This window comes from Chryseobacterium camelliae, from assembly GCF_002770595.1.
Lineage (GTDB): Bacteria > Bacteroidota > Bacteroidia > Flavobacteriales > Weeksellaceae > Chryseobacterium > Chryseobacterium camelliae.
Genome location: NZ_CP022986.1, coordinates 4,236,417 through 4,260,193 on the forward strand (window position 1 = coordinate 4,236,417; position 23,777 = coordinate 4,260,193).

The 23,777-nt window shown below is 44.5% G+C and carries 20 protein-coding genes; 19 read left to right on the plus strand and 1 reads right to left on the minus strand.

All coding sequences use genetic code 11. The features are described 5' to 3' along the window. Positions 1–33 precede the first annotated feature (33 nt). The 19 genes from CGB83_RS19430 (at position 34) to CGB83_RS19520 (ending at position 23,172) form a co-directional block, all read left to right on the plus strand. Positions 34–1,569 carry a GMC oxidoreductase gene (locus CGB83_RS19430; protein WP_100077319.1) on the plus strand — a complete coding sequence of 512 codons (1,536 nt, stop codon included), beginning with the start codon at positions 34–36 and terminating at the stop codon, positions 1,567–1,569. Next, positions 1,566–2,732, plus strand: coding sequence for an MFS transporter (locus CGB83_RS19435; protein WP_100077320.1), 1,167 nt, complete (start codon positions 1,566–1,568; stop codon positions 2,730–2,732). Before CGB83_RS19430 ends, CGB83_RS19435 begins: the two co-directional genes overlap by 4 nt. Before the next feature lie 108 nt (positions 2,733–2,840). Then, entirely contained in the window at positions 2,841–3,569 is a 729-nt protein-coding gene (locus CGB83_RS19440) for a pirin family protein (protein WP_100077321.1), read from the plus strand. A gap of 268 nt (positions 3,570–3,837) precedes the next feature. After that, complete coding sequence (gene ilvE / locus CGB83_RS19445) at positions 3,838–4,746, plus strand: branched-chain-amino-acid transaminase (RefSeq protein WP_100077686.1); 909 nt, start codon at positions 3,838–3,840, stop codon at positions 4,744–4,746. Then, positions 4,739–6,424, plus strand: a complete 1,686-nt coding sequence (ilvD, locus tag CGB83_RS19450; RefSeq protein ID WP_100077322.1) for a dihydroxy-acid dehydratase — start codon at positions 4,739–4,741, stop codon at positions 6,422–6,424. Before ilvE ends, ilvD begins: the two co-directional genes overlap by 8 nt. 22 nt (positions 6,425–6,446) lie before the next feature. Beyond that, positions 6,447–8,192: a biosynthetic-type acetolactate synthase large subunit gene (ilvB, locus tag CGB83_RS19455; protein WP_100077323.1), complete on the plus strand. Its 1,746-nt coding sequence runs from the start codon at positions 6,447–6,449 to the stop codon at positions 8,190–8,192. 7 nt (positions 8,193–8,199) lie between these two features. Then, entirely contained in the window at positions 8,200–8,790 is a 591-nt protein-coding gene (gene ilvN, locus CGB83_RS19460) for an acetolactate synthase small subunit (protein WP_100077324.1), read from the plus strand. Positions 8,791–8,881: 91 nt separating this feature from the next. Continuing rightward, a complete protein-coding gene (gene ilvC, locus CGB83_RS19465; protein ID WP_100077325.1) occupies positions 8,882–10,363 on the plus strand; it encodes a ketol-acid reductoisomerase in 1,482 nt (493 codons plus the stop codon). A gap of 53 nt (positions 10,364–10,416) precedes the next feature. Then, positions 10,417–11,685, plus strand: a complete 1,269-nt coding sequence (ilvA, locus tag CGB83_RS19470; RefSeq protein WP_100077687.1) for a threonine ammonia-lyase IlvA — start codon at positions 10,417–10,419, stop codon at positions 11,683–11,685. Between the two features lie 133 nt (positions 11,686–11,818). Next, a complete protein-coding gene (locus CGB83_RS19475; protein WP_100077326.1) occupies positions 11,819–12,370 on the plus strand; it encodes an NADPH-dependent FMN reductase in 552 nt (183 codons plus the stop codon). Positions 12,371–12,642: 272 nt separating this feature from the next. Beyond that, on the plus strand, positions 12,643–13,635 hold the full coding sequence (gene purM, locus CGB83_RS19480; protein ID WP_100077327.1) for a phosphoribosylformylglycinamidine cyclo-ligase: 993 nt from the start codon (positions 12,643–12,645) through the stop codon (positions 13,633–13,635). Positions 13,636–13,706: 71 nt separating this feature from the next. After that, positions 13,707–14,270, plus strand: a complete 564-nt coding sequence (purN, locus tag CGB83_RS19485) for a phosphoribosylglycinamide formyltransferase (RefSeq protein ID WP_100077328.1) — start codon at positions 13,707–13,709, stop codon at positions 14,268–14,270. A 28-nt stretch (positions 14,271–14,298) separates the two neighbouring features. Continuing rightward, positions 14,299–15,294 carry a D-2-hydroxyacid dehydrogenase family protein gene (locus CGB83_RS19490; protein ID WP_100077329.1) on the plus strand — a complete coding sequence of 332 codons (996 nt, stop codon included), beginning with the start codon at positions 14,299–14,301 and terminating at the stop codon, positions 15,292–15,294. A gap of 74 nt (positions 15,295–15,368) precedes the next feature. After that, positions 15,369–16,886 (plus strand): bifunctional phosphoribosylaminoimidazolecarboxamide formyltransferase/IMP cyclohydrolase, encoded by a 1,518-nt coding sequence (purH, locus tag CGB83_RS19495; protein ID WP_100077330.1) that lies wholly within the window; start codon positions 15,369–15,371, stop codon positions 16,884–16,886. A gap of 133 nt (positions 16,887–17,019) precedes the next feature. Next, positions 17,020–18,258 (plus strand): phosphoribosylamine--glycine ligase, encoded by a 1,239-nt coding sequence (gene purD / locus CGB83_RS19500; protein ID WP_100077331.1) that lies wholly within the window; start codon positions 17,020–17,022, stop codon positions 18,256–18,258. Between the two features lie 140 nt (positions 18,259–18,398). After that, positions 18,399–19,928, plus strand: a complete 1,530-nt coding sequence (gene guaA, locus CGB83_RS19505; RefSeq protein WP_100077332.1) for a glutamine-hydrolyzing GMP synthase — start codon at positions 18,399–18,401, stop codon at positions 19,926–19,928. Between the two features lie 510 nt (positions 19,929–20,438). Then, on the plus strand, positions 20,439–21,083 hold the full coding sequence (locus CGB83_RS19510; protein WP_100077333.1) for an MgtC/SapB family protein: 645 nt from the start codon (positions 20,439–20,441) through the stop codon (positions 21,081–21,083). A 17-nt stretch (positions 21,084–21,100) separates the two neighbouring features. After that, entirely contained in the window at positions 21,101–21,481 is a 381-nt protein-coding gene (locus CGB83_RS19515) for a hypothetical protein (protein ID WP_100077334.1), read from the plus strand. A 185-nt stretch (positions 21,482–21,666) separates the two neighbouring features. Further along, positions 21,667–23,172 carry a carbon-nitrogen hydrolase family protein gene (locus tag CGB83_RS19520; protein WP_100077335.1) on the plus strand — a complete coding sequence of 502 codons (1,506 nt, stop codon included), beginning with the start codon at positions 21,667–21,669 and terminating at the stop codon, positions 23,170–23,172. A 48-nt stretch (positions 23,173–23,220) separates the two neighbouring features. On the opposite strand, the gene CGB83_RS20365 is transcribed toward CGB83_RS19520, so the two are convergent. Next, positions 23,221–23,388 carry a bacteriocin-like protein gene (locus CGB83_RS20365; RefSeq protein ID WP_172954725.1) on the minus strand — a complete coding sequence of 56 codons (168 nt, stop codon included), beginning with the start codon at positions 23,386–23,388 and terminating at the stop codon, positions 23,221–23,223. Positions 23,389–23,777 lie beyond the last annotated feature (389 nt).

Sequence of the window (23,777 nt, forward strand, 5' to 3'; positions counted from 1 at the left end):
TAAATCTTAATGACAAATACCAAATTTTAAGAAATGTATGACATCATCATTATAGGAAGTGGGGCAGGAGGAGCCACCATGGCCTATGCACTTGCAGACAGCGGAAAAAAGATCCTGATTGTAGAACGGGGAGGTTATGTTCCCGTAGAAAAAGAAAACTGGGATTCCACGGAAGTGTTCCAGAAGAACAGGTATACGACTACCGACCTATGGCTGGATAAACATGGAAAAGAATTCAGGCCGGGCATGCATTACAATGTAGGAGGAAATACCAAATTTTACGGTGCGGCCCTGTTCAGGTTAAGAGAGGATGACTTTAAAGAAATCCGGCATTACGGCGGAACTTCACCGGCCTGGCCTATCGGGTATGAAGACCTGAAAGACTATTACTTGGAAGCTGAAAAATTATTTTATGTCCATGGTAAAAGAGGATCAGACCCTACCGAGCCTTACGACTCCGAACCCTATCCTTACGAAGCCCTACCGCATGAACCACGGATCCAGGAAATATTTGATGAGCTAAAGCAGTACGGACTGAAGCCTTTTGAGCTGCCAATCGGAGTTAATTTCACGCCGCATGCTGTTATCAATGCCCCCTATACGTTAGACCGTTTCGACGGATTTCCGGATGCTGCAGAACGCAAAGGGGATGCCCATCTCTGTTCGCTTTCCAAGGCCCTCGAACATCCGAATGTAGAACTGATGATCAATACCAAAGTGTTGAAACTGGTCACTGATGAGGATGGCAAAAAGATTTCCGAAATCATCGTGGAACAGGACGGCGAAACCAAAACCCTGAAAGCCGGTTATGTAGTGCTTTCTGCGGGTGCCATCAATTCTGCCGCTTTGCTTTTACAGAGCCGTAGCGAAAAATTTCCTGCCGGCCTGGCGAATTCTTCCGACCAGGTGGGAAGGAATTATATGTTCCATCAGAATTCCGCGCTGGTCGCCTTATATACCGAGCCAAATTATACCAAATTTGGAAAAACGTTCGGCATCAATGATTTTTACCATGCGGCAAGAGGCTATGAATTCCCATTGGGACACATTCAGATGCTCGGTAAGTCGGATGAGCATCAGATCAAGGCAGACAGCCCAGTTCCGGCACCCGGTTTCACATTCGAGCTGATGGCTAAGCATGCGGTAGATTTCTGGCTCACGTCAGAAGACCTTCCGGATCCTGAAAACAGAGTTACCGTTGAAGAGAACGGGCAGATCAGGATTACCTATACCCCAAACAATACTGAAGGCCATAAACTGCTTAAAGATGAGCTGATCAAAGCCCTGAAAGCTTCCGGGAAATTTGATTCCTTTTTCTTTAAAGGCATCTATTTCAGCAAAGGAATGGACATCGGTTCCCCGGCACACCAGAACGGGACAACGAAAATGGGCACTGATCCGGAGAATTCCGTAGTGGATCCCTATTGTAAAGCCCACGATCTGGATAATCTTTATATTGTGGACGGAGGATTTTTCGTATCCAGCGGAGCTGTGAATCCTGCGCTTACGATTATTGCCATGGCATTGCGAGTAGGGCAGCATATCAAAAATAATGTTTTAGCATCATGAAACCTGAATTGGTGAAAACCGGACTGGTCTTTTTGATCGCTTTCCTTACCGGAGTTAATTTTGTCGTATTTCCGGCATTGGGAACGGCATTCACGGATCCTTCGGTTTTTGCACTTTCGTCTTCACAGTTCGGTAGCCTGTTTCTTCCGCAGGTGGTTTGTATCATCATTTCATGCCTGTCAGCACCATTTCTTGTCAACAGATTCGGGCCTAAGATCATCCTGGCATCCGGTATTCTTCTTATGATCATTTCCACAGGAGTTTTATGGTCTTTACAGTTTTTCATGCATGATAAAAGCCTGCTCTTTCCTGTTCTTATGGTGCTGGTGGCCTTCACAGGTTCCGGGTTCGGGCTTTCCATTACAACCCTGAATCCCCTGGCGGCAAGCCTGTTTAAAGACAATCCTTCATCAGCCATTCTCATTCTGCAGTTTCTGGTGGGGTTGGGAACGTCTGCCTCACCCCTTATGATGAGTGTTGCCGGTGATGTGCACCGCTGGATGTATGTCCCCGGAATTATTGTTCTCGCAGTAGGTTTTTCTCTTATTGCTTTTCTGTTTATCAGTCTCCCTAAAGAGCAATTTTTTGAACTTCCGGCAAAGCTTCGGATTCCGGTTAAATTATGGCTGTTTTTCGGAGTTATTGTCTTGTATGGATTTATTGAAGGGACTTTTGGCAGTTTCGGGACAATTATATTAAAAGGCCGCGGGCTGAGCAATTCAGAAGCCAGCCTCGGACTGTCGCTTTTCTGGGGTGGGATTGCCGTTAACCGTTTGCTATTCGGTATTTTTGCGAGGAAACATGACCTGTCGTTGATTTATCTGCTTTCACCACTTGGTGTAGGGACAGCCATTGTGTTGCTGCTGATATTTTCCGGAGCCGGATGGATCCTGTCGCTGATGTTCGTTACAGGATTTTTCATGGGAAGCATATTTCCCGGAACGATAGGATGGGGTACCGTGGAATTTCCTACGCTGACGGTCATGGTGTCTGGGTTTCTTATGGCGGCGAATCAGGTGGGCACCGGTATTGTAACCAATGTCTTAGGTCACTTTACCAGCCGGACTTCCTTTATTCTTGAAGCATTGGTCATTCTGGCTGCACTGATCTGCATGTGCCTTTTCCTGCTGAAGAACCACTCGAAAATAAAGGAAGCATTTTAAAACGGGACAGTATTAAAACCATATCGGTATCAGACCTGGATCTTTCTTATCCTACGTCAACAGCACGTCCCGGCGCCTGATGTACCTTTGTACCATATAATAAAAGATATGAAAACAGTTTATCATAAAGCAGATTCAAGAGGCCATGCCGATCACGGATGGCTGAACAGTTACCACACCTTCAGTTTTGCCGGATACCAGAACAGGGACAGGATGAACTTTGGTGTACTGAGAGTATTGAATGATGATACCGTTACCCAGGGAATGGGATTCGGTACACACCCGCACCGTGATATGGAAATCATTTCCATTCCGCTGGAAGGTGACCTGGAGCATAAAGATTCTATGGGCACAACGGCCGTGATCAGAAAAGGTGAAATACAGGTGATGAGTGCCGGAACGGGTTTGATGCACAGTGAATATAACAAAAACAAGGATGTACCCGTAAAGTTTTTGCAGATTTGGGTTTTTCCGCGTGAAACAGGCGTTCAGCCAAGATATGACCAGAAAAGCATTAAAGAAGGTGAGAAGATCAACGGTTTCCAGCAGATCTTATCACCGGATAAAAATGATGACGGAGTATGGATCCATCAGGATGCCTGGTTCAATCTGGCTCATTTTACGAAAGGAAACGGCAAAAATTATATGCTGAACAAAAAAGGGAATGGTGTTTATGTTTTTGTATTGAAAGGCAGTGCCAGGATCGGCGACAGAGTCCTGAATGAAAGGGATGGATTAGGAATCTGGGACACCCAGAGTTTCAATATTGAAGCTGTGGAAGACGCAGAAATCCTGTTAATGGAAGTTCCGATGGAATTACCCGAGTACCTGAAATAGCAATATGGTGTATTCCTAACGAATGTTCGGGAAATTAAAATAAATGATAATTTATGCAAATCTATATTGTGTATTTGGATATACTTCCTATATTTGCATTGAATTATACATAAAATGAACACGTTTTTCAACCTTATTATTGTCATTATCATTATTGGATCCCAATAATGCGAGGTGGCGTATAAATAATAATGTATAAAATATTTTCAACCATCCTCGCATGAGGGTGGTTTTTTTATGGTCAGAATTTAAATTAAAACAGCAATACATGTATTACAATGAGAACAGCGTCCTCTATTTTAACGGGGAATATGTAAAGGCAGCAGAAGCAAAGACAGACTTGTACAGCCAGTCCCTGCACTATGGCTATGCCGTTTTTGAAGGCATAAAATCTTATGGGACGGCTCAGGGAACAAAGATCTTTAAAGCAAAAGAACATTATGAAAGGCTGAAAAGATCAGCAGAACTGATGCTGATGCCTTTTGACTATACAGCCAAAGAAATGGTGCAGATCACGTATGAACTGCTTGAAAAAAACGGGCTTTCCAATGCGTATATCCGTCCTATTGTAGTTTGTTCACCCAATATGTCCCTCTCAAAAGGTAGAGAAAGCTATCTCGCTATTGAAGTATGGAATTGGGATAACGGCTACTTGGCTAATCAGATGAATGTAATGACTTCCTCCTTTGAGAGGCCGAATCCAAAAGCGTTTAAAGTAGAGGCAAAGGTCAGCGGCCATTATGTAAACTCTATCCTGGCCTGTCAGGAAGCCAAGGACAAAGGCTTTGATGAAGCGGTGGTTCTGGATCATGAGGGATTCGTTGCAGAAAGCTCCGGCGCCAATGTATTTTACGAAAAGGACGGAGTGCTCTTTACACCGCCGAAAGGAAGTATCCTGCCTGGAATTACCCGTGCAACCGTATTTGAAATCTGTGATGCACTGGGCATTCCTTATACAGAAAAACACTTCACACCTGAAGAAATGAGAGGCTCCGATGCCGCTTTTTTCTGTGGGACCGCAGCTGAAATTGTTGCGCTGGGTTCAATGGACAGCGTACCTTTTTCTTTATCCTGGGAAGATACCCTTTCGTCAACAGTTCAGAAAGCATACAGGCATCTGGTAATGGAAGAGGACTATTCGTATTTAAAATCACAATTAAAATTGAAGTATGCCTGATTCAGTATTAAATAAATATTCGAGGACCCTTACCCAGGATCCTACCCAGCCTGCAACCCAGGCACAGTATTACGCGATAGGATTTACCGAGCAGGATTTTGGTAAAGCTCAGGTAGGGATTGCGAGTATGGGTTACGACGGAAATCCGTGCAATATGCATCTCAACAGTTTGGCGGAACTGGTAAAACAGGGGGTAAAAAAAGAAGATCTGATGGGCCTCATGTTCCACACCATCGGGATCAGTGACGGAATGACCAATGGCACGGATGGCATGCGGTATTCGCTGGTCAGCAGGGATATTATTGCTGACAGTATTGAAACGGTGTGTGCAGGGCAGTATTACGATGCACTGATCACCGTCCCGGGATGCGACAAGAATATGCCGGGATCCCTGATTGCTATGGCGCGCCTTAACCGGCCTTCCATCATGGTATACGGCGGAAGCATAGAAGCCGGTCACTATAAAGGCGAAGACCTGAACATAGTCTCTGCTTTTGAAGCTTTGGGCAATAAGCTGGCCGGCAAGCTTTCGGATACGGATTATAAAGGAATCATCCAGCATGCCTGTCCCGGTGCAGGGGCCTGTGGCGGAATGTATACGGCCAATACCATGGCTTCTGCTATCGAAGCACTAGGGATGAGCCTTCCGTATTCTTCTTCCTATCCTGCACTCAGCAGGGAAAAAAAAGAAGAATGTGCGTATGCCGGGCATTACATTAAAAACCTGCTGGAAAAAGATATCAAACCTTCGGACATCATGACCCCGAAAGCTTTTGAAAATGCAGTAAGGCTCATCATGGTTCTTGGTGGAAGCACCAATGCGGTGCTGCACTTTCTGGCGATTGCCAAAAGCATTGGGGTGGAACTGACGATTGACGACTTCCAGAAGATCAGTGATGAAACACCCCTCCTGGCCGACCTGAAGCCAAGCGGCAGGTACCTGATGCCGGACCTGCATCTGGTGGGCGGCGTCCCGGCAGTGATGAAATACATGCTGGATCTCGGAATGCTTCACGGAGACTGTATGACCGTTACCGGAAAAACCATTGCCGAAAACCTGGAACTGGTGACTTCAGTCATCGAGAGGGACCAGGACATCATCAGGGATATCAGGAACCCGATAAAGGATACCGGCCATATCAGGATCATGTACGGAAACCTGGCTGAAAAAGGCTGTGTAGCCAAAATTACCGGTAAGGAAGGCCGTTTTTTCAGAGGTCCGGCGGTTGTTTTTGACGGCGAAAAGCAATTTATCAAAGGCATTGAAGAAAAGAAAGTGAAAGAAGGCAATGTGGTAGTCATTAAAAATGAAGGACCTAAAGGAGCACCGGGCATGCCGGAAATGCTGAAGCCGACCTCCGCCTTAATGGGATCCGGATTAGGAAAGAATGTAGCCCTGATTACGGACGGAAGATTTTCCGGAGGTACGCATGGCTTTGTCGTTGGCCACATTACACCCGAATCTTTTGACGGAGGCCTCATTGGTCTGGTCAAAGAAGGGGACATCATAGAAATTGATGCCGAGAAGAATACCATCAACCTGATGGTTTCTGAGGAAGAAATTGCAGAAAGAAAAGCCGCTTTTGTACAGCCCGACTATAAAGTGAAATACGGCGTGCTTTATAAATACGCAAAATCCGTAGCCGATGCTTCACAGGGATGTGTAACCGATCTTTAAGTAACAAATAAACAGAATATATATGAACACCATTCAGAAAACAGGCTATGAGCCACAGGTGGAGGAACATGGGAAAGCCGTAGAGATTTCAGGATCCAAGGCCGTACTGGAAGCGTTGCTGGAAGAAGGCGTGGATACCGTTTTCGGATATCCGGGAGGGGCCATTATGCCCATTTATGATGCTTTATATGATTATAACAGCCAGCTGAAACATATTTTGGTTCGTCATGAGCAGGGAGCCATCCATGCTGCCCAGGGTTTTGCAAGAAGCTCCGGGAAAACAGGAGTGGTTTTTGCCACCAGCGGTCCGGGCGCGACCAATCTGGTGACCGGACTGGCAGACGCCATGATAGACAGCAACCCCATTGTATGTATTACAGGACAGGTTTTTGCCTCGCTTTTGGGAACCGATGCTTTTCAGGAGACGGATGTGATCAACATCACAACGCCCATTACCAAATGGAACTATCAGGTGACGGATGCTTCGGAGATTCCTGAAGCCATTGCCAGGGCATTTCATATTGCATCAACCGGCCGCCCCGGTCCTGTATTGATTGATATCACCAAAAATGCACAGCTGCAGTTGTTTGATTATATGGGATATAAGAAATGCAGCCATATCAGGAGTTACCGTCCTGAACCTGAAATCAGGAAGGAGTACATTGAAAAAGCAGCAGCACTGATCAATCTGGCTCAGAAACCGTTGGTCCTGTTTGGCCAGGGGGTCATTCTCGGTAAGGCTGAAGCTGAATTCAGGGCATTTATTGAAAAGGCAGGCATTCCCTCAGCAGCAACCCTGTTAGGCCTGAGTGCTTTACCTTCCGATCATGAACTCCATGTAGGCATGCTCGGGATGCACGGCAATTACGCTCCGAATGTGATGACCAATGAGTGCGATGTCCTCATTGCAGTGGGAATGCGTTTCGATGACCGGGTGACCGGGCGGCTGGACCAGTATGCAAAACAGGCAAAGATCATCCATCTGGATATTGATCCCGCGGAAATCGATAAAAATGTGAAAACGACAGTGCCTGTCTGGGGGAACTGTAAAAAAACACTTCCCATGCTGACAGAATTGATCCATCCGGGAAACCATGGTGACTGGCTTCAGCAATTCCGTGAACTGGAGAAAGAAGAAGTGAAAGAAGTCATTCACAATGAGCTGAACCCTTCCGGTGAAGTCATGACCATGGGGGAAGTGATCAAAGTTTTGAATGAACTCACCAACGGTGATGCCATTATTACGACCGATGTCGGGCAGCATCAGATGGTAGCCAGCCGGTATGCGAAATTCAACCATTCAAAATCCAGTGTAACGTCCGGAGGCCTCGGAACGATGGGGTTTGGTCTTCCCGCCGCCATCGGGGCCTGGTACGGAGCACCGGAAAAAACCGTGATGGCCATTGTAGGGGATGGGGGCTTCCAGATGACGCTTCAGGAACTGGGAACGATAATGCAGTTCGGCGCCAAAGTGAAGATTATCATCCTGAACAATGAATTTTTAGGCATGGTGCGCCAGTGGCAACAGCTGTTTAATGAGCGGCGTTATTCTTTTGTAGATATAACGAGCCCTAATTTCGTTGCCCTTGCCAAAGCCTACCACATTGACGGGCAGAAAGTTTCCAAAAGGAAAGACCTTAAAGAAGCTCTTAAAACAGCCCTGGATCATGACGGAGCCTACCTTCTGGAAGTGATGGTAGGTAAGGAAAACAATGTTTTCCCGATGGTTACCCAGGGTTCATCCGTTTCAGATATCCGTTTAAAATAATACGATCATGGAAAAAAAAGAATATACCATCACCCTGTACACAGAAAATTCAATCGGTCTGATAGGACGGATCTCAGGGATTTTCTCACGGAGGAAAATTAATATAGAAAGTTTAAACACCTCACCGTCTGAGGCAGAGGGGATCCACCGCTTTACCATTGTCATTCAGGAGTCGGAGGAAGTGCTTAAAAAACTTTGCCGGCAGCTTGAAAAACAGATAGATGTACTGAAAGCTTATTACAATACGGATGAAGAAATTGTCTGGCAGGAGCAGGCACTCTATAAGGTTCCCGCAGATGTGGTTACTGAAAAATTATATGTGGAACGCCTTCTCCGGCAGTACGGAGCGAGTACTGTAGTCATCCGCCAGGATTATATTGTGTTTGAAACTGCAGGACACCGGGAAGAAATAGACCGGCTTACCGAAGAGCTGAACAAATACGGACTCATAGAATTCGTGCGCGGGGCCAGGATTGCCATCATTAAAGACAGTGCAGGGTTCCATGAAAAGCTGATGGAATTTGACCATCGTGAGCCGTCTCCAAATCTGGTTGAAAACGAATACCTGGACCAGAGGGGAAGCGTTTTCACGATGTAACCTTCACCATCTCATTTATTATCATCATCATCAATATTCATCATGAAGTCAGTGATAAAAACACTCTGACTTGCAACTTAAAATTAAAAAAATGACAAATTATTTCAATACACTTTCACTTCGTGAACAATTATTACAATTAGGACAGGCAGAATTTTTAGATTCTTCAGAATTTTCAGAGGGTGTGGAAGCGCTTAAAGGAAAGAAAATCGTAATTGTAGGATGCGGTGCGCAGGGCCTTAATCAGGGCCTTAACCTGAGGGACAGCGGCCTGGATGTATCGTATGCCTTACGCAAGGAAGCTATTGACGGTCAAAGGGCATCATGGAAAAATGCCACCGAAAATAATTTTCAGGTAGGGACTTATGAAGAGCTGATCCCGACGGCAGATCTCGTTATCAATCTTACGCCGGACAAACAGCATACTTCCGTTATCAATGCCGTGCAGCCTCTGATGAAGCAGGGAGCTACATTGTCATATTCCCATGGATTCAATATTGTAGAAGAAGGTATGCAGATCCGTAAAGATGTAACGGTGATCATGGTCGCCCCGAAATCACCGGGTTCCGAAGTGAGGGCAGAATTCGTAAGGGGATTCGGAGTGCCTACGCTGATTGCCGTGCATCCTGAAAATGACCCTCAGGGAAAAGGCTGGGCAGAAGCAAAAGCCTATTGTGCAGGAACAGGCGGGCATAAAGCCGGTGTCCTCAAATCTTCTTTCGTGGCGGAAGTAAAATCTGATTTAATGGGTGAGCAGACTATTCTTTGCGGCCTTTTGCAGACCGGCTCTATCCTTTCATTCGATAAAATGGTGGAAAAAGGAATTGATCCGGGGTATGCTTCGCAGCTTGTACAATATGGTGTTGAAGTGATCACTGAAGCTTTGAAGCACGGCGGAGTAAGCGGGATGTTCGACCGGTTGAGCAACCCTGCGAAACTGAAAGCTTTTGAGGTTTCAGAAGAACTTAAAGAGATCATGCGTCCACTGTTTCAGAAACACCAGGATGATATCATGTCAGGACAGTTTTCCAAAACCATGATGGAAGACTGGGCGAATGACGATGCCCAGCTGTTGAAATGGAGGGCGGAAACAGGAGAAACAGCTTTTGAAAAAACACCGGCAGCCAATGCCGATATTCCGGAGCAGGAATATTTTGACCATTATACCCTGATGGCAGCTTTCATAAGAGCCGGAGTGGAACTGGCGTTCGAAACCATGGTAGATGCAGGGATCAAAGCAGAATCCGCTTATTACGAATCATTACACGAAACTCCTTTGATTGCCAATACCATTGCCAGGAAAAAACTGTTTGAGATGAACCGTGTTATCTCCGATACCGCAGAATACGGATGTTATCTTTTTGATCAGGCATGTAAACCTTTGCTGGCAGACTTTATGAAAACAGTAGAGGTGGATCTGGCCGGTAAAAACTTCAATGAAGGTAAAGACGGCTCCGTAGACAATGCAACGCTTGTGAAGGTTAATGAAGTACTCAGGAACCATCCGGTGGAAGTCGTGGGAAGAAAGCTAAGGAAAGCCATGACGGCCATGAAATCCATCAAAACGGCATAGCATCTGCCTGTGCAGACGTGCTCCGGTTAAACCATTAAAAAAGAATGGAAAAAATGAAGACGAAAGAAAATCAGCATCGTTTAACGATCGATGCCATCAACAAAGCCAAGGAAAATATTGCCGGTGTTGTAGTCACCACACCGCTGCAGGAAAACTTCCGGCTTTCCAGAAACCTGAAAGCAAAAATCCTTTTGAAAAGAGAAGACCTGCAGCCGGTACGTTCTTACAAGCTGAGGGGTGCGTACCACAAGATTAAAACTCTTTTCGACCAGGGGAAAACGGATGGCGGAGTCGTGTGCGCCAGTGCCGGCAATCATGCGCAGGGTGTAGCGTTAGCCTGCTATGAGCTGAAGATCAGTGGTGTCATTTTCATGCCGGTAACCACTCCCAAGCAAAAACTGGAGCAGGTCAAAATGTTCGGGGGCGAATACGTTAGCTTACAGCTGACAGGGGATACGTTTGACGAATCCAAACAGGCAGCAATAGAGTACAGCAGGCAAAATGACACCATGTTTATCCATCCCTTTGATGATCCTCAGATCATCGAAGGGCAGGCTACCCTGGCCATGGAAATCCTCGAGCAGTCCGACACGAAAATAGACTACCTTTTTGCGCCGGTTGGCGGCGGAGGCCTGATTTCAGGAATTGTCAGTGTATTTTCGCTGCTGTCTCCCCATACCAAAATTATCGCGGTGGAGCCTAAGGGTGCCGCCTCGATGAAAGCGGCTCTTGAAGCAGGTGAAAATATAGAGTTGCCATCCATTGATAAATTTGTGGACGGTGCCGCGGTTCAGAAAGTCGGGAACCTGCCTTTTCATATCTGTAAAGATTACCTCAGCGGCTGCATCACAGTAGACGAAGGAAAAGTCTGCGATACCATCCTGGAAATGTACAATAAAGATGCGGTGGTCCTGGAACCGGCCGGTGCTTTGTCGCTTTCAGCACTGGAACAGTACGCCGCGGAACTGGAAGGGAAAACAGCCGTCTGCATCATTAGTGGCAGCAACAATGACATTACCAGGATGGAAGAGATCAAAGAACGGGCGATGCTGTATAAGGGCATTAAGCATTATTTCCTCGTGAAATTTCCGCAACGTCCGGGATCCCTCAAAGAATTTGTCCTGAATGTCCTTGGAGCCGACGATGATATTGCTTTTTTTGAATACACCAAAAGAAATTCAAGGGAAACCGCTCTGGCTACCGTAGGCATCGAGCTGGCCCGTTCCTCCGATTTTGAAGGGCTGAAACAGAGGATGCAGGATCGGGGATACTTTGAAGCCTATCTCAATAGGAGCCCACAGGTGCTGAACCTGCTGATCTGATTAAAATTTTCAGATAATTATCCTACATCAAGAATATAATGCCCGTCTTTGCGTAATTTTGCCGGAATGACCCGCAATAATTTGCCGGATAATACTCATTTAAAGGATAATTTATTTTAAACCAAAATATACAATGAAAATTTTAGCTATAGCAGGAAGCAATTCAGACACCTCGATCAATAAGCAGCTGGTAACATACGCCGCTTCATTATTTGAACATGCAGAAATCGAAACGGTAGACATGAACGATTTCGAAATGCCGCTGTACAAGCATCAGCGCGAAGTGGAAAGCGGAGTGCCGCAGCAGGCCGTGGATCTAGCATCCAAAATCGATGGAGCCCATGTGCTTCTGGTGGCCCTTTCCGAACACAACGGAACCTATTCCGCAGCGTTTAAGAATGTGTTCGACTGGACCTCAAGAATCAAAAATCGCGCAGTATGGAATGAAGTGCCGATGCTTTTGATGGCTACCGCTCCCGGCGGAAGAGGCGGTCTCGGCGTTCTGGAAGCTGCAGAAAAACGTTTCCCGCTTCACGGAGGCAATATTGTAGGTACTTTTTCACTTCCGTTCTTTAACGATAATTTTGATAAAGAAAATCAGAAAATATCAAACGAGGAGAAAGACAATGAATTAAAGGAATTGGTACAGAAGATTTCTGCAATTGAGTCGATCCTTGAAAAATAGAATTTGAATATTCATTTTAAATTACTATTTTTGCAAAAAGAAAAGAGATGAAAATTCAGACCTACTACAAGCAATGTTTTTCCGGAAAAGGCAAAACTGTGGGCTCTGAAATTCTGAGATAAAACAACGGCCGATAATCTACCAAGATTGTCGGCTTTTTTGTTTCCGAAATTTAAAATTGAAACGTAAATAATAGTAGAGATACAAGATCGGAAACCAGGCCCGGACCATGCACCCGGAATCTGGAATCTGATATCAAAAATCCGAATACAATGAGCAATACTTACAAATCTGCAGGTGTAGACAAAGAAGAAGGATATAAAACGGTTGATAAAATCAAAAAAGCAGTTGGGGAAACCCATAATTCCCGGGTGCTGAACCAATTGGGAAGCTTCGGTGCCTTTTATGAAATCGGAGGGTACAAAAACCCGGTATTGGTTTCCGGAACAGACGGGGTAGGAACAAAACTTAAAATTGCTTTGGATACGAAACAGTATGACTCTATCGGGATCGACTGTTTTGCCATGTGTGCCAATGACATCCTTTGCCATGGTGCAAAGCCGCTCTTCTTTTTAGATTACCTGGCTTGCGGAAAGCTGGATTCCGAAGTAGCCGCTGAAATTGTCCTGGGGATGGTGAAAGCCTGCAAAGACAACCAGTGCGCGCTTATTGGTGGTGAAACGGCTGAAATGCCGGGCATGTACCAGCCGGGAGATTACGATGTCGCAGGATTCTGTGTAGGGATTGTAGAAAAAGATCAGATCATTGACGGTTCGGCCATCAAAGCAGGAAATAAAATTATTGCATTGCCAAGTTCCGGGTTCCATTCCAACGGATTCTCCCTGGTAAGAAAAATATTCCCGGATTTTGAGGAAGAATTTGAAGGTAAACCGCTGTATGAAACCCTTCTGGTTCCTACAAGGCTGTACTTCAAAGACATTCATAAGGTCCTTGAGGAAGTCAATGTGGCTGGAATTGCCCATATTACCGGAGGAGGATTATACGAAAATGTTCCGAGGATTATTCCTCAGGGATTATGTGCTTCTATTGATGCTTCAAAAATCAGGATCCCGAATATCATGCTTGAACTGGAAAAGAGAGGCGGAATCGCCCGCGAAGAAATGTTTGGTACTTTCAATATGGGAATCGGAATGACCCTGGTCGTAGATGCAGAACATGCTGAAAAAATCCTTCACCTTCTGGATGATGCCTACGAGATCGGAGAAATCACAGAGGGGAGCGAAAAAATAGATTTAAAATTTTAAGATACCAGATATGAGACATCAGGCATCAGATTGTACCTAACACCTGATGTCTGATATCCGTCATCTCAATTATGAAAAACATTGTTGTACTTGTTTCCGGTTCGGGGACTAACCTGCAAAGGATTATCGATACCATTGATGAGGGAGCGATCCGCAATGCCAGAATATCTCTGGTGGTGGCAGACAGGGATTGTTACGGACTGGAAAGGGCAAAGAAACATACTATTCGCCATGTGCTGATCCCGAGAGGGAAAGATTTCAGCAATGAATTGGATAAAGTTATTCCTGAGCATACGGATTTAATCGTCCTGGCAGGATTTTTATCTATTCTGAAGCCTGAATTCTGTGAAAAATGGAGCGGTAAAATAATCAATGTCCACCCGGCACTGCTTCCGAAATACGGAGGTAAAGGCATGTGGGGACACCATGTTCATCATGCCGTGATTGAAGCCGGGGAAAAAGAAAGCGGCGTAAGCGTTCATTTTGTAACGCCCGGTATTGACGAAGGGGAAATCATCATGCAGAAATCATTTCCGCTGAATGAAGGTGAAACACCGGAAACCCTGGCCGAAAAAATTCATGAAGTTGAATATGAAATCTTTCCGGAAGCCATTGACAGGGTGCTTAACCCATAAAAGATAGAGGCAAACATCAGTAAGAGATATGAAAACAGACAGCCCTTCATTGATTGCTATTTTGGATGACTATCAGAACTCCGTAAAAACTTTACGCTGTTTTGACATCATCAAAGATCAGAACGTGCTGGTGCTTACTGAAACCTATAAAGATCCTGAGGTTTTAGCAGAGAAACTGAAGGATGCGGAAGTTTTGGTACTGACCAGGGAACGGACTGAGATTAATGAAAATCTCCTTTCACGTTTGCCTAATCTGAAACTGATCAGCCAGACCGGGAAAATATCCAATCACCTGAACCTGGCCGACTGCACGAAGTTCGGGGTAGCTGTTGCGGAAGGCGTAGGCTCTCCCACTGCTCCGGCAGAACTTACCTGGGCTTTGATGATGAATACGGTACGGAGGATTCCTCAGTCCATACAATCCATGAAGGAAGGAAAATGGCAGGGTGAAATAGGGGAAACCATTTACGGTAAAACCATTGGGATTTGGGGTTACGGTAAAATAGGAAAGAAAATTGCGCAATATGCGAAAGCTTTCGGCGCCAATGTCTTGGTCTGGGGAAGCGAAAACTCCCGGGAAGCAGCAGTACATGACGGCTTTGAGCGCGCAGAAAGCAAGGAGTACTTTTTTAAAAATGCTGATGTGGTTACCCTTCACCTGAGGCTGAATGGCACCACGTCAGGGATTGTAAAGGAAACGGATCTTATGATGATGAAGCCTGGTGCCGCACTGATCAATACCGCAAGGGCCGAACTGATCGAAAAGAATGCCCTGGTCAATGCGCTGAAAAACGGAACACCCGGATTTGCCGGGATTGATGTTTACGAGGAAGAGCCCGTGTACAATCCGGACTTTGATCTGCTGAACATGCCGAACGTAGTCTGTACGCCGCACCTGGGATATGTGGAAAGGAATGGATATGAGCTGTATTTCGGGAAAGCATTTGAAAATGTTATGGCATTCCTGAACGGCCATCCGGAAAATATTGCCAATCCGGAAGTGATCAATAAGAAATCTAAGTAAAAATAAAGACCGGAGGTGAAAGAACCGGTCTACAGTTTGAAATAGCTGTAAAAAGTAAAAAATTGAAAGAAAAGATGAGCAAAAAGAGAGTTTTAATCAGCGTATCGGACAAAAGCGGACTCACGGAATTCGCACAGTTTCTCGAAGCCCAGGGCTATGAGCTGATTTCTACCGGAGGGACATTCAAACACCTGAAAGAAGCAGGATTGAATCCGATCCAGATTGATGAGGTAACGGATTTTCCGGAAATGCTGGACGGAAGAGTTAAAACTTTACATCCCAAAGTTCACGGAGGGCTTCTGGCCGTACGTTCCAACGAGGAGCACATGAATACGGTTAAAGAACATGGCATCGGTTTGATCGACATGGTGATCGTTAACCTGTATCCGTTCTTTGAAAATGTGAACAAAGACATTTCCCTGCATGAAAAAGTGGAGTTTATTGACATCGGCGGACCTTCCATGCTGCGCTCCGCAGCCAAGAATTTTGATTCTGTAACCGTAATCACCGATGTGGCCGATTACGCAACAGTGAAAATTGAAATGGAGCAGAATGGCGATACCTACATTGAGACCCGTAAAAAGCTGGCCGGGAAAGTATTTAACCTGACCTCTGCCTATGATGCAGCGATCTCAAGAATGCTTCTGGACGAAGCGTATCCTGCTTATCTTAATGCCTCTTACAAAAAAGTTTCCGACTTACGTTACGGTGAAAATCCGCATCAGACAGCAGCCTATTATGTTTCCACTTTTGAAAACGGAGCGATGAAGGATTTTGAGCAGCTGGGCGGAAAAGAACTGTCTTTCAATAACCTGAGGGATATGGATCTGTGCTGGAAGGTAGTCACTGAATTTAAAGAAGAAATGGCATGCTGCGCTGTAAAGCACTCCACACCGTGCGGAGTAGCGATCGGAACATCCGCGCTGGAAACCTACCAGAAAACGTTCGAATGTGATCCGGTTTCCATCTTTGGCGGAATTGTTGCCATGAACTATAAGATTGATGCAGCAACAGCAGAAGAACTCAACAAAACATTCCTTGAAATCGTAATGGCTCCTGAATTTGACGAGGATGCTCTGGAAGTTTTAAGGAAGAAAAAAAATCTGAGGATCATCAAAATCATTAACCCGGTTTCAGATCAGCAGACCTGGGTGAAGATCGACGGAGGAATCCTGGTTCAGGATAATGATTCCGTATTCTCGGATGATATTAAAGTAGTAACAGATATTCAGCCTAATGAGGAGCAGAGAAAAGCATTGCTGTTTTCCCAGAGGGTGGTAAAATATGTAAAGTCCAATGCTATTGTGGTTTCCAACGGGATCCAGGCTTTCGGGATCGGAGGCGGACAGGTGAACAGGATCTGGGCAACACAGCAGGCGGTGGAAAGAGCGAAAGAGAAATTCTCAGGAGATCTGGTTCTGGCTTCAGATGCTTTCTTTCCGTTCCGTGATGTGGTGGATTTCTGCCATCAGGAAGGTATCAAAGCCATCATACAGCCGGGCGGAAGCGTGAAAGACCAAGACAGCATTGATGCAGCCAATGAGCACGGCATCCCGATGATGTTTACCGGTATCAGGCATTTTTTACATTGATAAATCAATCAGAACACTGAGGGATTCAGAAGGCAGAAATTTGGAATTTTCCGGTTTTCCGGCTTCTGAATCGCTTCATATTTTAATTCAAAATTATATATTTGTAAATTATAGACTAGATAATAAATAAAGTATGAGAATATTAATCATAGGTGAAGGTGGTAGGGAATCTGCGCTGGCTGCAAAGCTTCAGAACGATTCCAGAGTGACCAAAATGTTTTTTGCCAACGGAAATGCTAGTACGGATGTCATTGGAAAAAATGTTCATTTGTCAGAAATTAAGGAACTTAGGGATTTTGCCATCAAAGAAAAAGTGGACCTGACGATCGTGGGTCCGGAAGCACCACTGGTAGCAGGCCTTAAAGATGAATTTAAAAAGCATGACCTGAAAGTTTTCGGACCGAATCAGAAAGTGGCAAGCCTGGAAGGCAGTAAGGCGTTTTCTAAAAAATTCATGCAGACCTATGATATCAAAACAGCAAAAGCTGTGGTATTTGATTCCTATAACGATGCTAAAGACTATGTTCAGGACCATGAATACCCATTGGTAATCAAGGCAAGCGGACTGGCAGGCGGAAAAGGAGTGGTGATCTGTGATAATGTGGAAGAAGCGGAAGCCACCATCCACGACTTTATGATCAGAAGAATTTACGGTGATGCCGGGATCCGTCTGGTTATCGAGGAATACTTACAGGGGTTTGAAGCTTCAATCATTGCATTTTCCAATGGAGAAAAGCTGTTCCCATGCATCGCTGCCAAAGATTATAAAAAAGCAGGAAACGGAGATACAGGACCGAATACGGGCGGAATGGGCTGCGTGGCGCCAAGCCCGGAGTTTACCCAGGAACATTATGCCGATTTTGAAAAAAATATTTTAGAGCCGACAATCAACGGACTGAAAGGCGAAGGATTCAGCTTCAAAGGAATTATTTTCTTCGGGCTGATGGTCACCAAGAACGGAACATACCTGCTGGAATACAATATGAGATTCGGGGATCCTGAAACCCAGGTATTGATGGCATTGATGGAAAACGACCTTCTGGACGTTATCAACGACTGTATGAGCGGAAAAGACCTGAACCTTACCTTCAAGGACGAAAAGGCAGTTTGCCTGGTGATGTGTTCGGGCGGATATCCCAGAAACATTGAAACAGGGTTTGAGATTGTAGGTGAAGATAAAGTTAAACACAGTAAGCTGTTGTATGCCGGAGCTGTAAGAAGAGGGGATAAAGTGGTTTCCAATGGCGGAAGGGTGTTAAACATCGTGGCTACCGGAGCTACCTTTGAGGATGCCCGTAAAAAGGTATACGAAGATGCCGGCCATGTACATTTCGACTACTGTTTCTACAGAGAAGACATCGGAAAGTTCTGATAGAAAATACAAAAAAAGATTTGGAACACTTCCAGGTCTTTTTTTGTACCATATACCATATATAAGTACACATTTGCAGCTGAACAGCAATGGTATTTATTATTCATAATTCATCATTCAAAAAAATCATCATTTAAAAAATGAACAACGGTATTATCATATTGGATTTCGGATCACAGTACAACCAGCTTATCGGAAGGAGAATCCGTGAGATGGGGGTTTACTCTGAAATCTTACCATTCAACACGCCTTTACAGGCCATCCTGGAAAAACAGCCGAGAGGGATCATCCTTTCCGGCGGGCCAAGTTCCGTTAATGCGGAAAATGCCCACCTGGTTGAAAAGGAATTATACGAGCAGGGAATTCCCGTCCTGGGCATCTGTTACGGAATGCAGCTTACCGCACACCTTATGGGAGGTACAGTGCATAAGGGCGTAAAAGGAGAATACGGGAAAGCCCGTCTGGATATTGTAAAAGAAAGCTCTCTGCTGAAAGGAGTGGCACAGGACTCTGTCGTATGGATGAGCCATTTCGATGAAGTAGGCATGCTGCCTCCCGGATTTGAGCTGAATGCCAGATCCGGTGTTATTGCTTCCATTTCCAATGAAGAGAAAAAGATTTACTGTGTACAGTTCCACCCGGAAGTTTCCCATACTGAAGAGGGAGGGAAAATGCTGGAAAACTTTGTCTTTGCCATCTGTGATGCAGAGAAAAACTGGAAGCTGACCAATTATATTGAAAAAACCGTAGCGGAAATCCGTGAGAAAGTAGGGGATAACCAGGTAATTCTGGGGCTTTCCGGCGGTGTGGATTCTTCCGTAGCGGCAGTACTGATCCATAAAGCCATCGGTGATCAGCTAACCTGTATCTTTGTGGATACCGGATTGCTGAGAAAAGATGAAGGGAAAAAAGTAATGGACAATTATGGCGAGCATTTCCATATGAATATCAAGCTCGTAGATGCTTCCGAAAGGTTCCTTACCAAACTGGAAGGCATTGATGATCCTGAACAGAAAAGAAAGATCATCGGAAATGAATTCATTCATGTTTTCGATGAAGAATCCCATACAATTGAAGGGGCGAAGTTCCTGGCACAGGGAACCATCTATCCGGACGTGATTGAAAGCCAGTCGGTGAACGGCCCTTCTGCGGTAATCAAATCCCACCACAACGTAGGCGGGTTGCCTGAGGAAATGGAATTCGAGCTGCTGGAACCTTTAAGAGAACTGTTTAAAGACGAGGTAAGGAAAGTAGGCGAGGAATTGGGAATCCCTCATCACCTGGTGCACAGGCATCCTTTCCCGGGTCCGGGATTAGGAATCCGTATCTTGGGTGCTGTAGATCACGAAAAAGTAAGGATCCTTCAGGAAGCTGATGATATCTTTATTGAAGAGCTGTATAAAAATGACCTGTATGAAAAAGTTTCACAGGCATTTGTGGTCCTTCTTCCGGTAAAATCGGTAGGCGTTATGGGTGACGAAAGAACGTATGAATACACTGCTGTGGTACGTTCAGCCAACACCATCGACTTTATGACGGCCACCTGGAGCAAGCTTCCATACGAATTCCTGGAAACGGTTTCCAACAGGATTATCAATGAAGTAAGAGGGATCAACAGAGTAGCCTATGACATCTCCAGCAAGCCACCAGCGACCATAGAATGGGAATAATATAAAAAAGGTGGTGTTTTATGACCACGCTCATAAAATTTCGTTGTTATAGCTGTTATCTTTGTAACAGAAATTCAATCCGAAATAATTTTTTTTTCATCATTTGTGTTTTTGCCTCCCGCAAGGGAGGTTTTTTTATGCATGAAAATTAAGGTATCTTTTAAATTTTATAAATCTTTTTATTTGCAGGTCTTTTGATCCTATGTACTGACTTCTTTAATATAGTTTCCAGCTTAAGCCTGAGCCAGCAGTTTTTTTAATTTCTGTTCTAAAAATCTTCAATCTTACCATTCCATTTTATACATCAAGAATTCCGCAAATCTCGTAGGAAATTGATCTGATGTGTCCTGCATGTTTTCAAAGTTGTATCTGAATTTCTTATGTGTTAATCATCATTAAGATAAAGGCTTGGTAGTACGAGTATTCTGTTCCGGAAATTTTATAATTTTTTTGACATTATCAGTGTATAATCGTAATCATTTATTTCCTAATTTTAATATTTATTCTGCTATGAAATTATTGGGAACATTCACATTGGGCAATGATTTTTCACTGATCTTTATTTCTGTGCTGATCGGCCTTCTGATTGGGGCAGAAAGGGAATACCGCAATAAATCAGCCGGACTCAGGACGTTCATCCTGGTGAGTTTCGGCTCCTGTCTGTTCACCATTCTCTCGCTGAAGATCGGGATAGCCAACCCGGACCGACTCGCGGCCAATATCATTACGGGAATCGGATTCCTTGGAGCGGGAGTGATCTTCAAAGACGACAACAAAATAGGAGGGATCACCACAGCGACTACCATCTGGGCTACCGCTTCTTTAGGCATGTGCCTCGGTTCGGGGCATATCTATCTTTCTTTACTCGGGATGGTATTGGTGCTACTGGTGCTTACTTTACTGACATACCTGCAGGATTACATCGACAGCCGTCATAAGATCCGGGAATACCATATTACCATTGATGTCCAGGATGGCCTGGAATATTGTGAAAATATGTTCATCCGGCACCACCTGAAGTTTTTTGTACTCAGGCAGCAGTACAGTTCGGACAGTCTTTCCACGACATGGAAAATCACAGGCAATCTGCAAGATCATGAGGGATTGGTGAATCAGATGATGAAGGACAGCCACATTCGTTCCTATCAGTTTTAATTTCAAAAATACATTTTATGGATCGTAAAGAAAAAAGCATCCGATATGCTGATTTGTGGCTTAAAGAGCCTGAAGAGCATGACTTTCCCGCTGCTTTGGATTATCTGGAACTTCTTTTTGAACCCGAAGCTGCTGCCGGTCTGGTCACACAGCTGAGGCAGGCTAAAACCATACAGAAAAAAGCGAAGGACCTCTTCAGGGCCAGCAGGCTCCCGCTGCTTCCCAGGGATAACATCCATGTGAAAGAAAACCTTAAAAAAGTAAAGAACAAGAAAAAGCTTTCCCCCATTCTGCTTGTCAGAGGCAAGGAAAGGCTGATTATAGCAGACGGATATCACAGGCTTTGTTGCAGCTATTACCTGACGGAAGACCTTGAAGTGCCCTGCCGGCTGGTTTAAGTTCAGGAATAATCAGTAATATATTGGTTGCATTCTGTTCTTAAAGGAAGCCGATCTACCATAGCAATCGGAAATGCCTCATGGTTTATATTTTATGGAAGCAAAATAGGGTAGATCGTGAACCCGGTAAAAAACTTCGGCTGAATTTTTTTACTTATATTTAATGTAAATTTATATGATATCAGATGCAAATAGAAACAAGAACCCTCAATGTCGGGGATTATGAAGAACTGGTAGAGACCATGAGGCGTGCTTATCCTAATATGTCAGAGTACGTCTGGTCTAAAAAAAGTATTGAGAAGCTGACTAAAATGTTTCCTGAAGGGCAGATCTGTATTACCGTGGACGGAAAACTGGCCGCAGTAGCCCTTTCCATCATCGTCAACTATGATGAGTTTGGAGACGATCACACATATGCCGATATCACGGGGAATTATACGTTTAATACCCATACGTTCAGCGGGAACGTCCTGTACGGGATCGAAGTGTTTGTAGATCCTCAATACCGTGAGCTCAGGCTGGCCAGAAGGCTTTACGATACCCGAAAAGAACTGTGTGAGCAACTGAACCTGAAATCCATTATCCTGGGCGGAAGAATCCCGGATTACCATAAATACAGCCATGAGCTGTCGGCAAGGGAGTACATCCGTAAGGTTCGGGATAAGGAAATTTATGATTCTGTGCTATCTTTCCAGCTATCCAATAACTTTTTACCGATCCGTGTCCTGAAAAAATACCTTCCCGAAGACGAATCTTCAAGAGAAAATGCCGTATTGCTTCAATGGAACAATATCTATTACAGCAAAAAACCGAATACGATGCAGGACAGCATCATCCGCCTCGGATTGGTCCAGTGGCAGATGAGGCATTTCAAAGACATCCATGCTTTTTATGAACAGGTGGAGTTCTTTGTGAATGTGATGGGGGATTACAAATCTGATTTCGTGCTGTTTCCGGAGCTCTTCAATACACCGCTGCTGGCTCCGTTCAACAACCTTTCAGAACGCGACAGCATGATTGAGCTTGCGAAAATGACGAATGAAATCAAACGGAAGATCTCTGAATTCGCGATCAGCTATAATGTCAATATCATTTCCGGCAGCATGCCCGTATTTGAAAATAATGATTTGTACAATGTGAGCTACCTTCTTCACCGCGACGGAAGAATTGATGAATACCGCAAAGTGCATATCACACCGAACGAAAGAAAATACTATGGGATGAAAGGCGGAAATGAAATCAAAGTATTCGATACGGATTGCGGAAAAATAGGCCTGGTAATCTGCTACGACGTAGAATTTCCGGAGCTGCCGAGGATTTTAGCGGATCAGGGCATGAAGATATTATTTGTGCCGTACCTCACCGATACCCAGAATGCCTACATGAGGGTCCGCCACTGCGCCGCAGCGAGGGCCATTGAAAACGAATGTTACGTAGCCATTGCAGGCTGTGTCGGAAACCTTCCTGGGGTCAATAATATGGACATCCAGTTCGGTCAGGCTGCCGTGTTTACGCCATCCGATTTCGCTTTTCCATCCAATGCCGTTAAAGGAGAAGCGACTCCTAATACAGAAATGACGCTGATTGTAGATGTAGACCTGAACCTTCTGAAAGACCTCCACCACCATGGCTCCGTACAGGTGATGAAAGACCGGAGAAAGGACCTGTATGAAACTTATCTCAGATCATAATAAAAAAAAAGAATGCCATCGGCATTCTTTTTTTATTTTTTACAAAGCTTATAAAGCCTGCGGGCAGACTACAGCCGGACAGATCAGTCTCGGGCATCTTGGTCTCCCATCATCAGGACAGCATTTGTTTGAACAGTTGGTGTAAATAGGTCCTACAGTTCCTGCTCCTGTAACATCCTTCAGTTCAGTTCTTGAAAGTTTCTTTAAATTTTTCATAAGACAAATATTTTGTGATTAATTTCTGTAAATATAATAAAATTTTGATAATATTTAGCTTTATAGAGAATAACTGAGAATTATTCTGAAATGCTTGGGTTAATATTTAATAAGAAACAGTGCATATTATTCTTGGAAAATATTTGCTATCTGGTGAATGATCACAAAATTTAAATCTGAAAGAAGCTGTATGAATCCTTTCTATTTCAGTCTGAATTTGAAAAGTTCGTTTATTTGGTTTGGTACTGGAATTTCCTCTTTGCTTATCACTTACTTTACTTCTGTTCATTATAAAATTGTTTTATGTTGAAAGAATGTTTTTAATTGATGGTTTTGGAAATACATTTCAAATGTGTTCGAAAATATATTATTTAAAAATTTTAATTATT

Bases quoted from the DNA above. Each gene is read 5' to 3' on its own strand.
- CGB83_RS19430 (WP_100077319.1), top strand. From the start codon at position 34: ATGTATGACATCATCATTATAGGAAGTGGGGCAGGAGGAGCCACCATG.
- CGB83_RS19435 (WP_100077320.1), top strand. From the start codon at position 1,566: ATGAAACCTGAATTGGTGAAAACCGGACTGGTCTTTTTGATCGCTTTC.
- CGB83_RS19440 (WP_100077321.1), top strand. From the start codon at position 2,841: ATGAAAACAGTTTATCATAAAGCAGATTCAAGAGGCCATGCCGATCAC.
- ilvE (WP_100077686.1), top strand. From the start codon at position 3,838: ATGTATTACAATGAGAACAGCGTCCTCTATTTTAACGGGGAATATGTA.
- ilvD (WP_100077322.1), top strand. From the start codon at position 4,739: ATGCCTGATTCAGTATTAAATAAATATTCGAGGACCCTTACCCAGGAT.
- ilvB (WP_100077323.1), top strand. From the start codon at position 6,447: ATGAACACCATTCAGAAAACAGGCTATGAGCCACAGGTGGAGGAACAT.
- ilvN (WP_100077324.1), top strand. From the start codon at position 8,200: ATGGAAAAAAAAGAATATACCATCACCCTGTACACAGAAAATTCAATC.
- ilvC (WP_100077325.1), top strand. From the start codon at position 8,882: ATGACAAATTATTTCAATACACTTTCACTTCGTGAACAATTATTACAA.
- ilvA (WP_100077687.1), top strand. From the start codon at position 10,417: ATGAAGACGAAAGAAAATCAGCATCGTTTAACGATCGATGCCATCAAC.
- CGB83_RS19475 (WP_100077326.1), top strand. From the start codon at position 11,819: ATGAAAATTTTAGCTATAGCAGGAAGCAATTCAGACACCTCGATCAAT.
- purM (WP_100077327.1), top strand. From the start codon at position 12,643: ATGAGCAATACTTACAAATCTGCAGGTGTAGACAAAGAAGAAGGATAT.
- purN (WP_100077328.1), top strand. From the start codon at position 13,707: ATGAAAAACATTGTTGTACTTGTTTCCGGTTCGGGGACTAACCTGCAA.
- CGB83_RS19490 (WP_100077329.1), top strand. From the start codon at position 14,299: ATGAAAACAGACAGCCCTTCATTGATTGCTATTTTGGATGACTATCAG.
- purH (WP_100077330.1), top strand. From the start codon at position 15,369: ATGAGCAAAAAGAGAGTTTTAATCAGCGTATCGGACAAAAGCGGACTC.
- purD (WP_100077331.1), top strand. From the start codon at position 17,020: ATGAGAATATTAATCATAGGTGAAGGTGGTAGGGAATCTGCGCTGGCT.
- guaA (WP_100077332.1), top strand. From the start codon at position 18,399: ATGAACAACGGTATTATCATATTGGATTTCGGATCACAGTACAACCAG.
- CGB83_RS19510 (WP_100077333.1), top strand. From the start codon at position 20,439: ATGAAATTATTGGGAACATTCACATTGGGCAATGATTTTTCACTGATC.
- CGB83_RS19515 (WP_100077334.1), top strand. From the start codon at position 21,101: ATGGATCGTAAAGAAAAAAGCATCCGATATGCTGATTTGTGGCTTAAA.
- CGB83_RS19520 (WP_100077335.1), top strand. From the start codon at position 21,667: ATGCAAATAGAAACAAGAACCCTCAATGTCGGGGATTATGAAGAACTG.
- CGB83_RS20365 (WP_172954725.1), bottom strand. From the start codon at position 23,388: ATGAAAAATTTAAAGAAACTTTCAAGAACTGAACTGAAGGATGTTACA.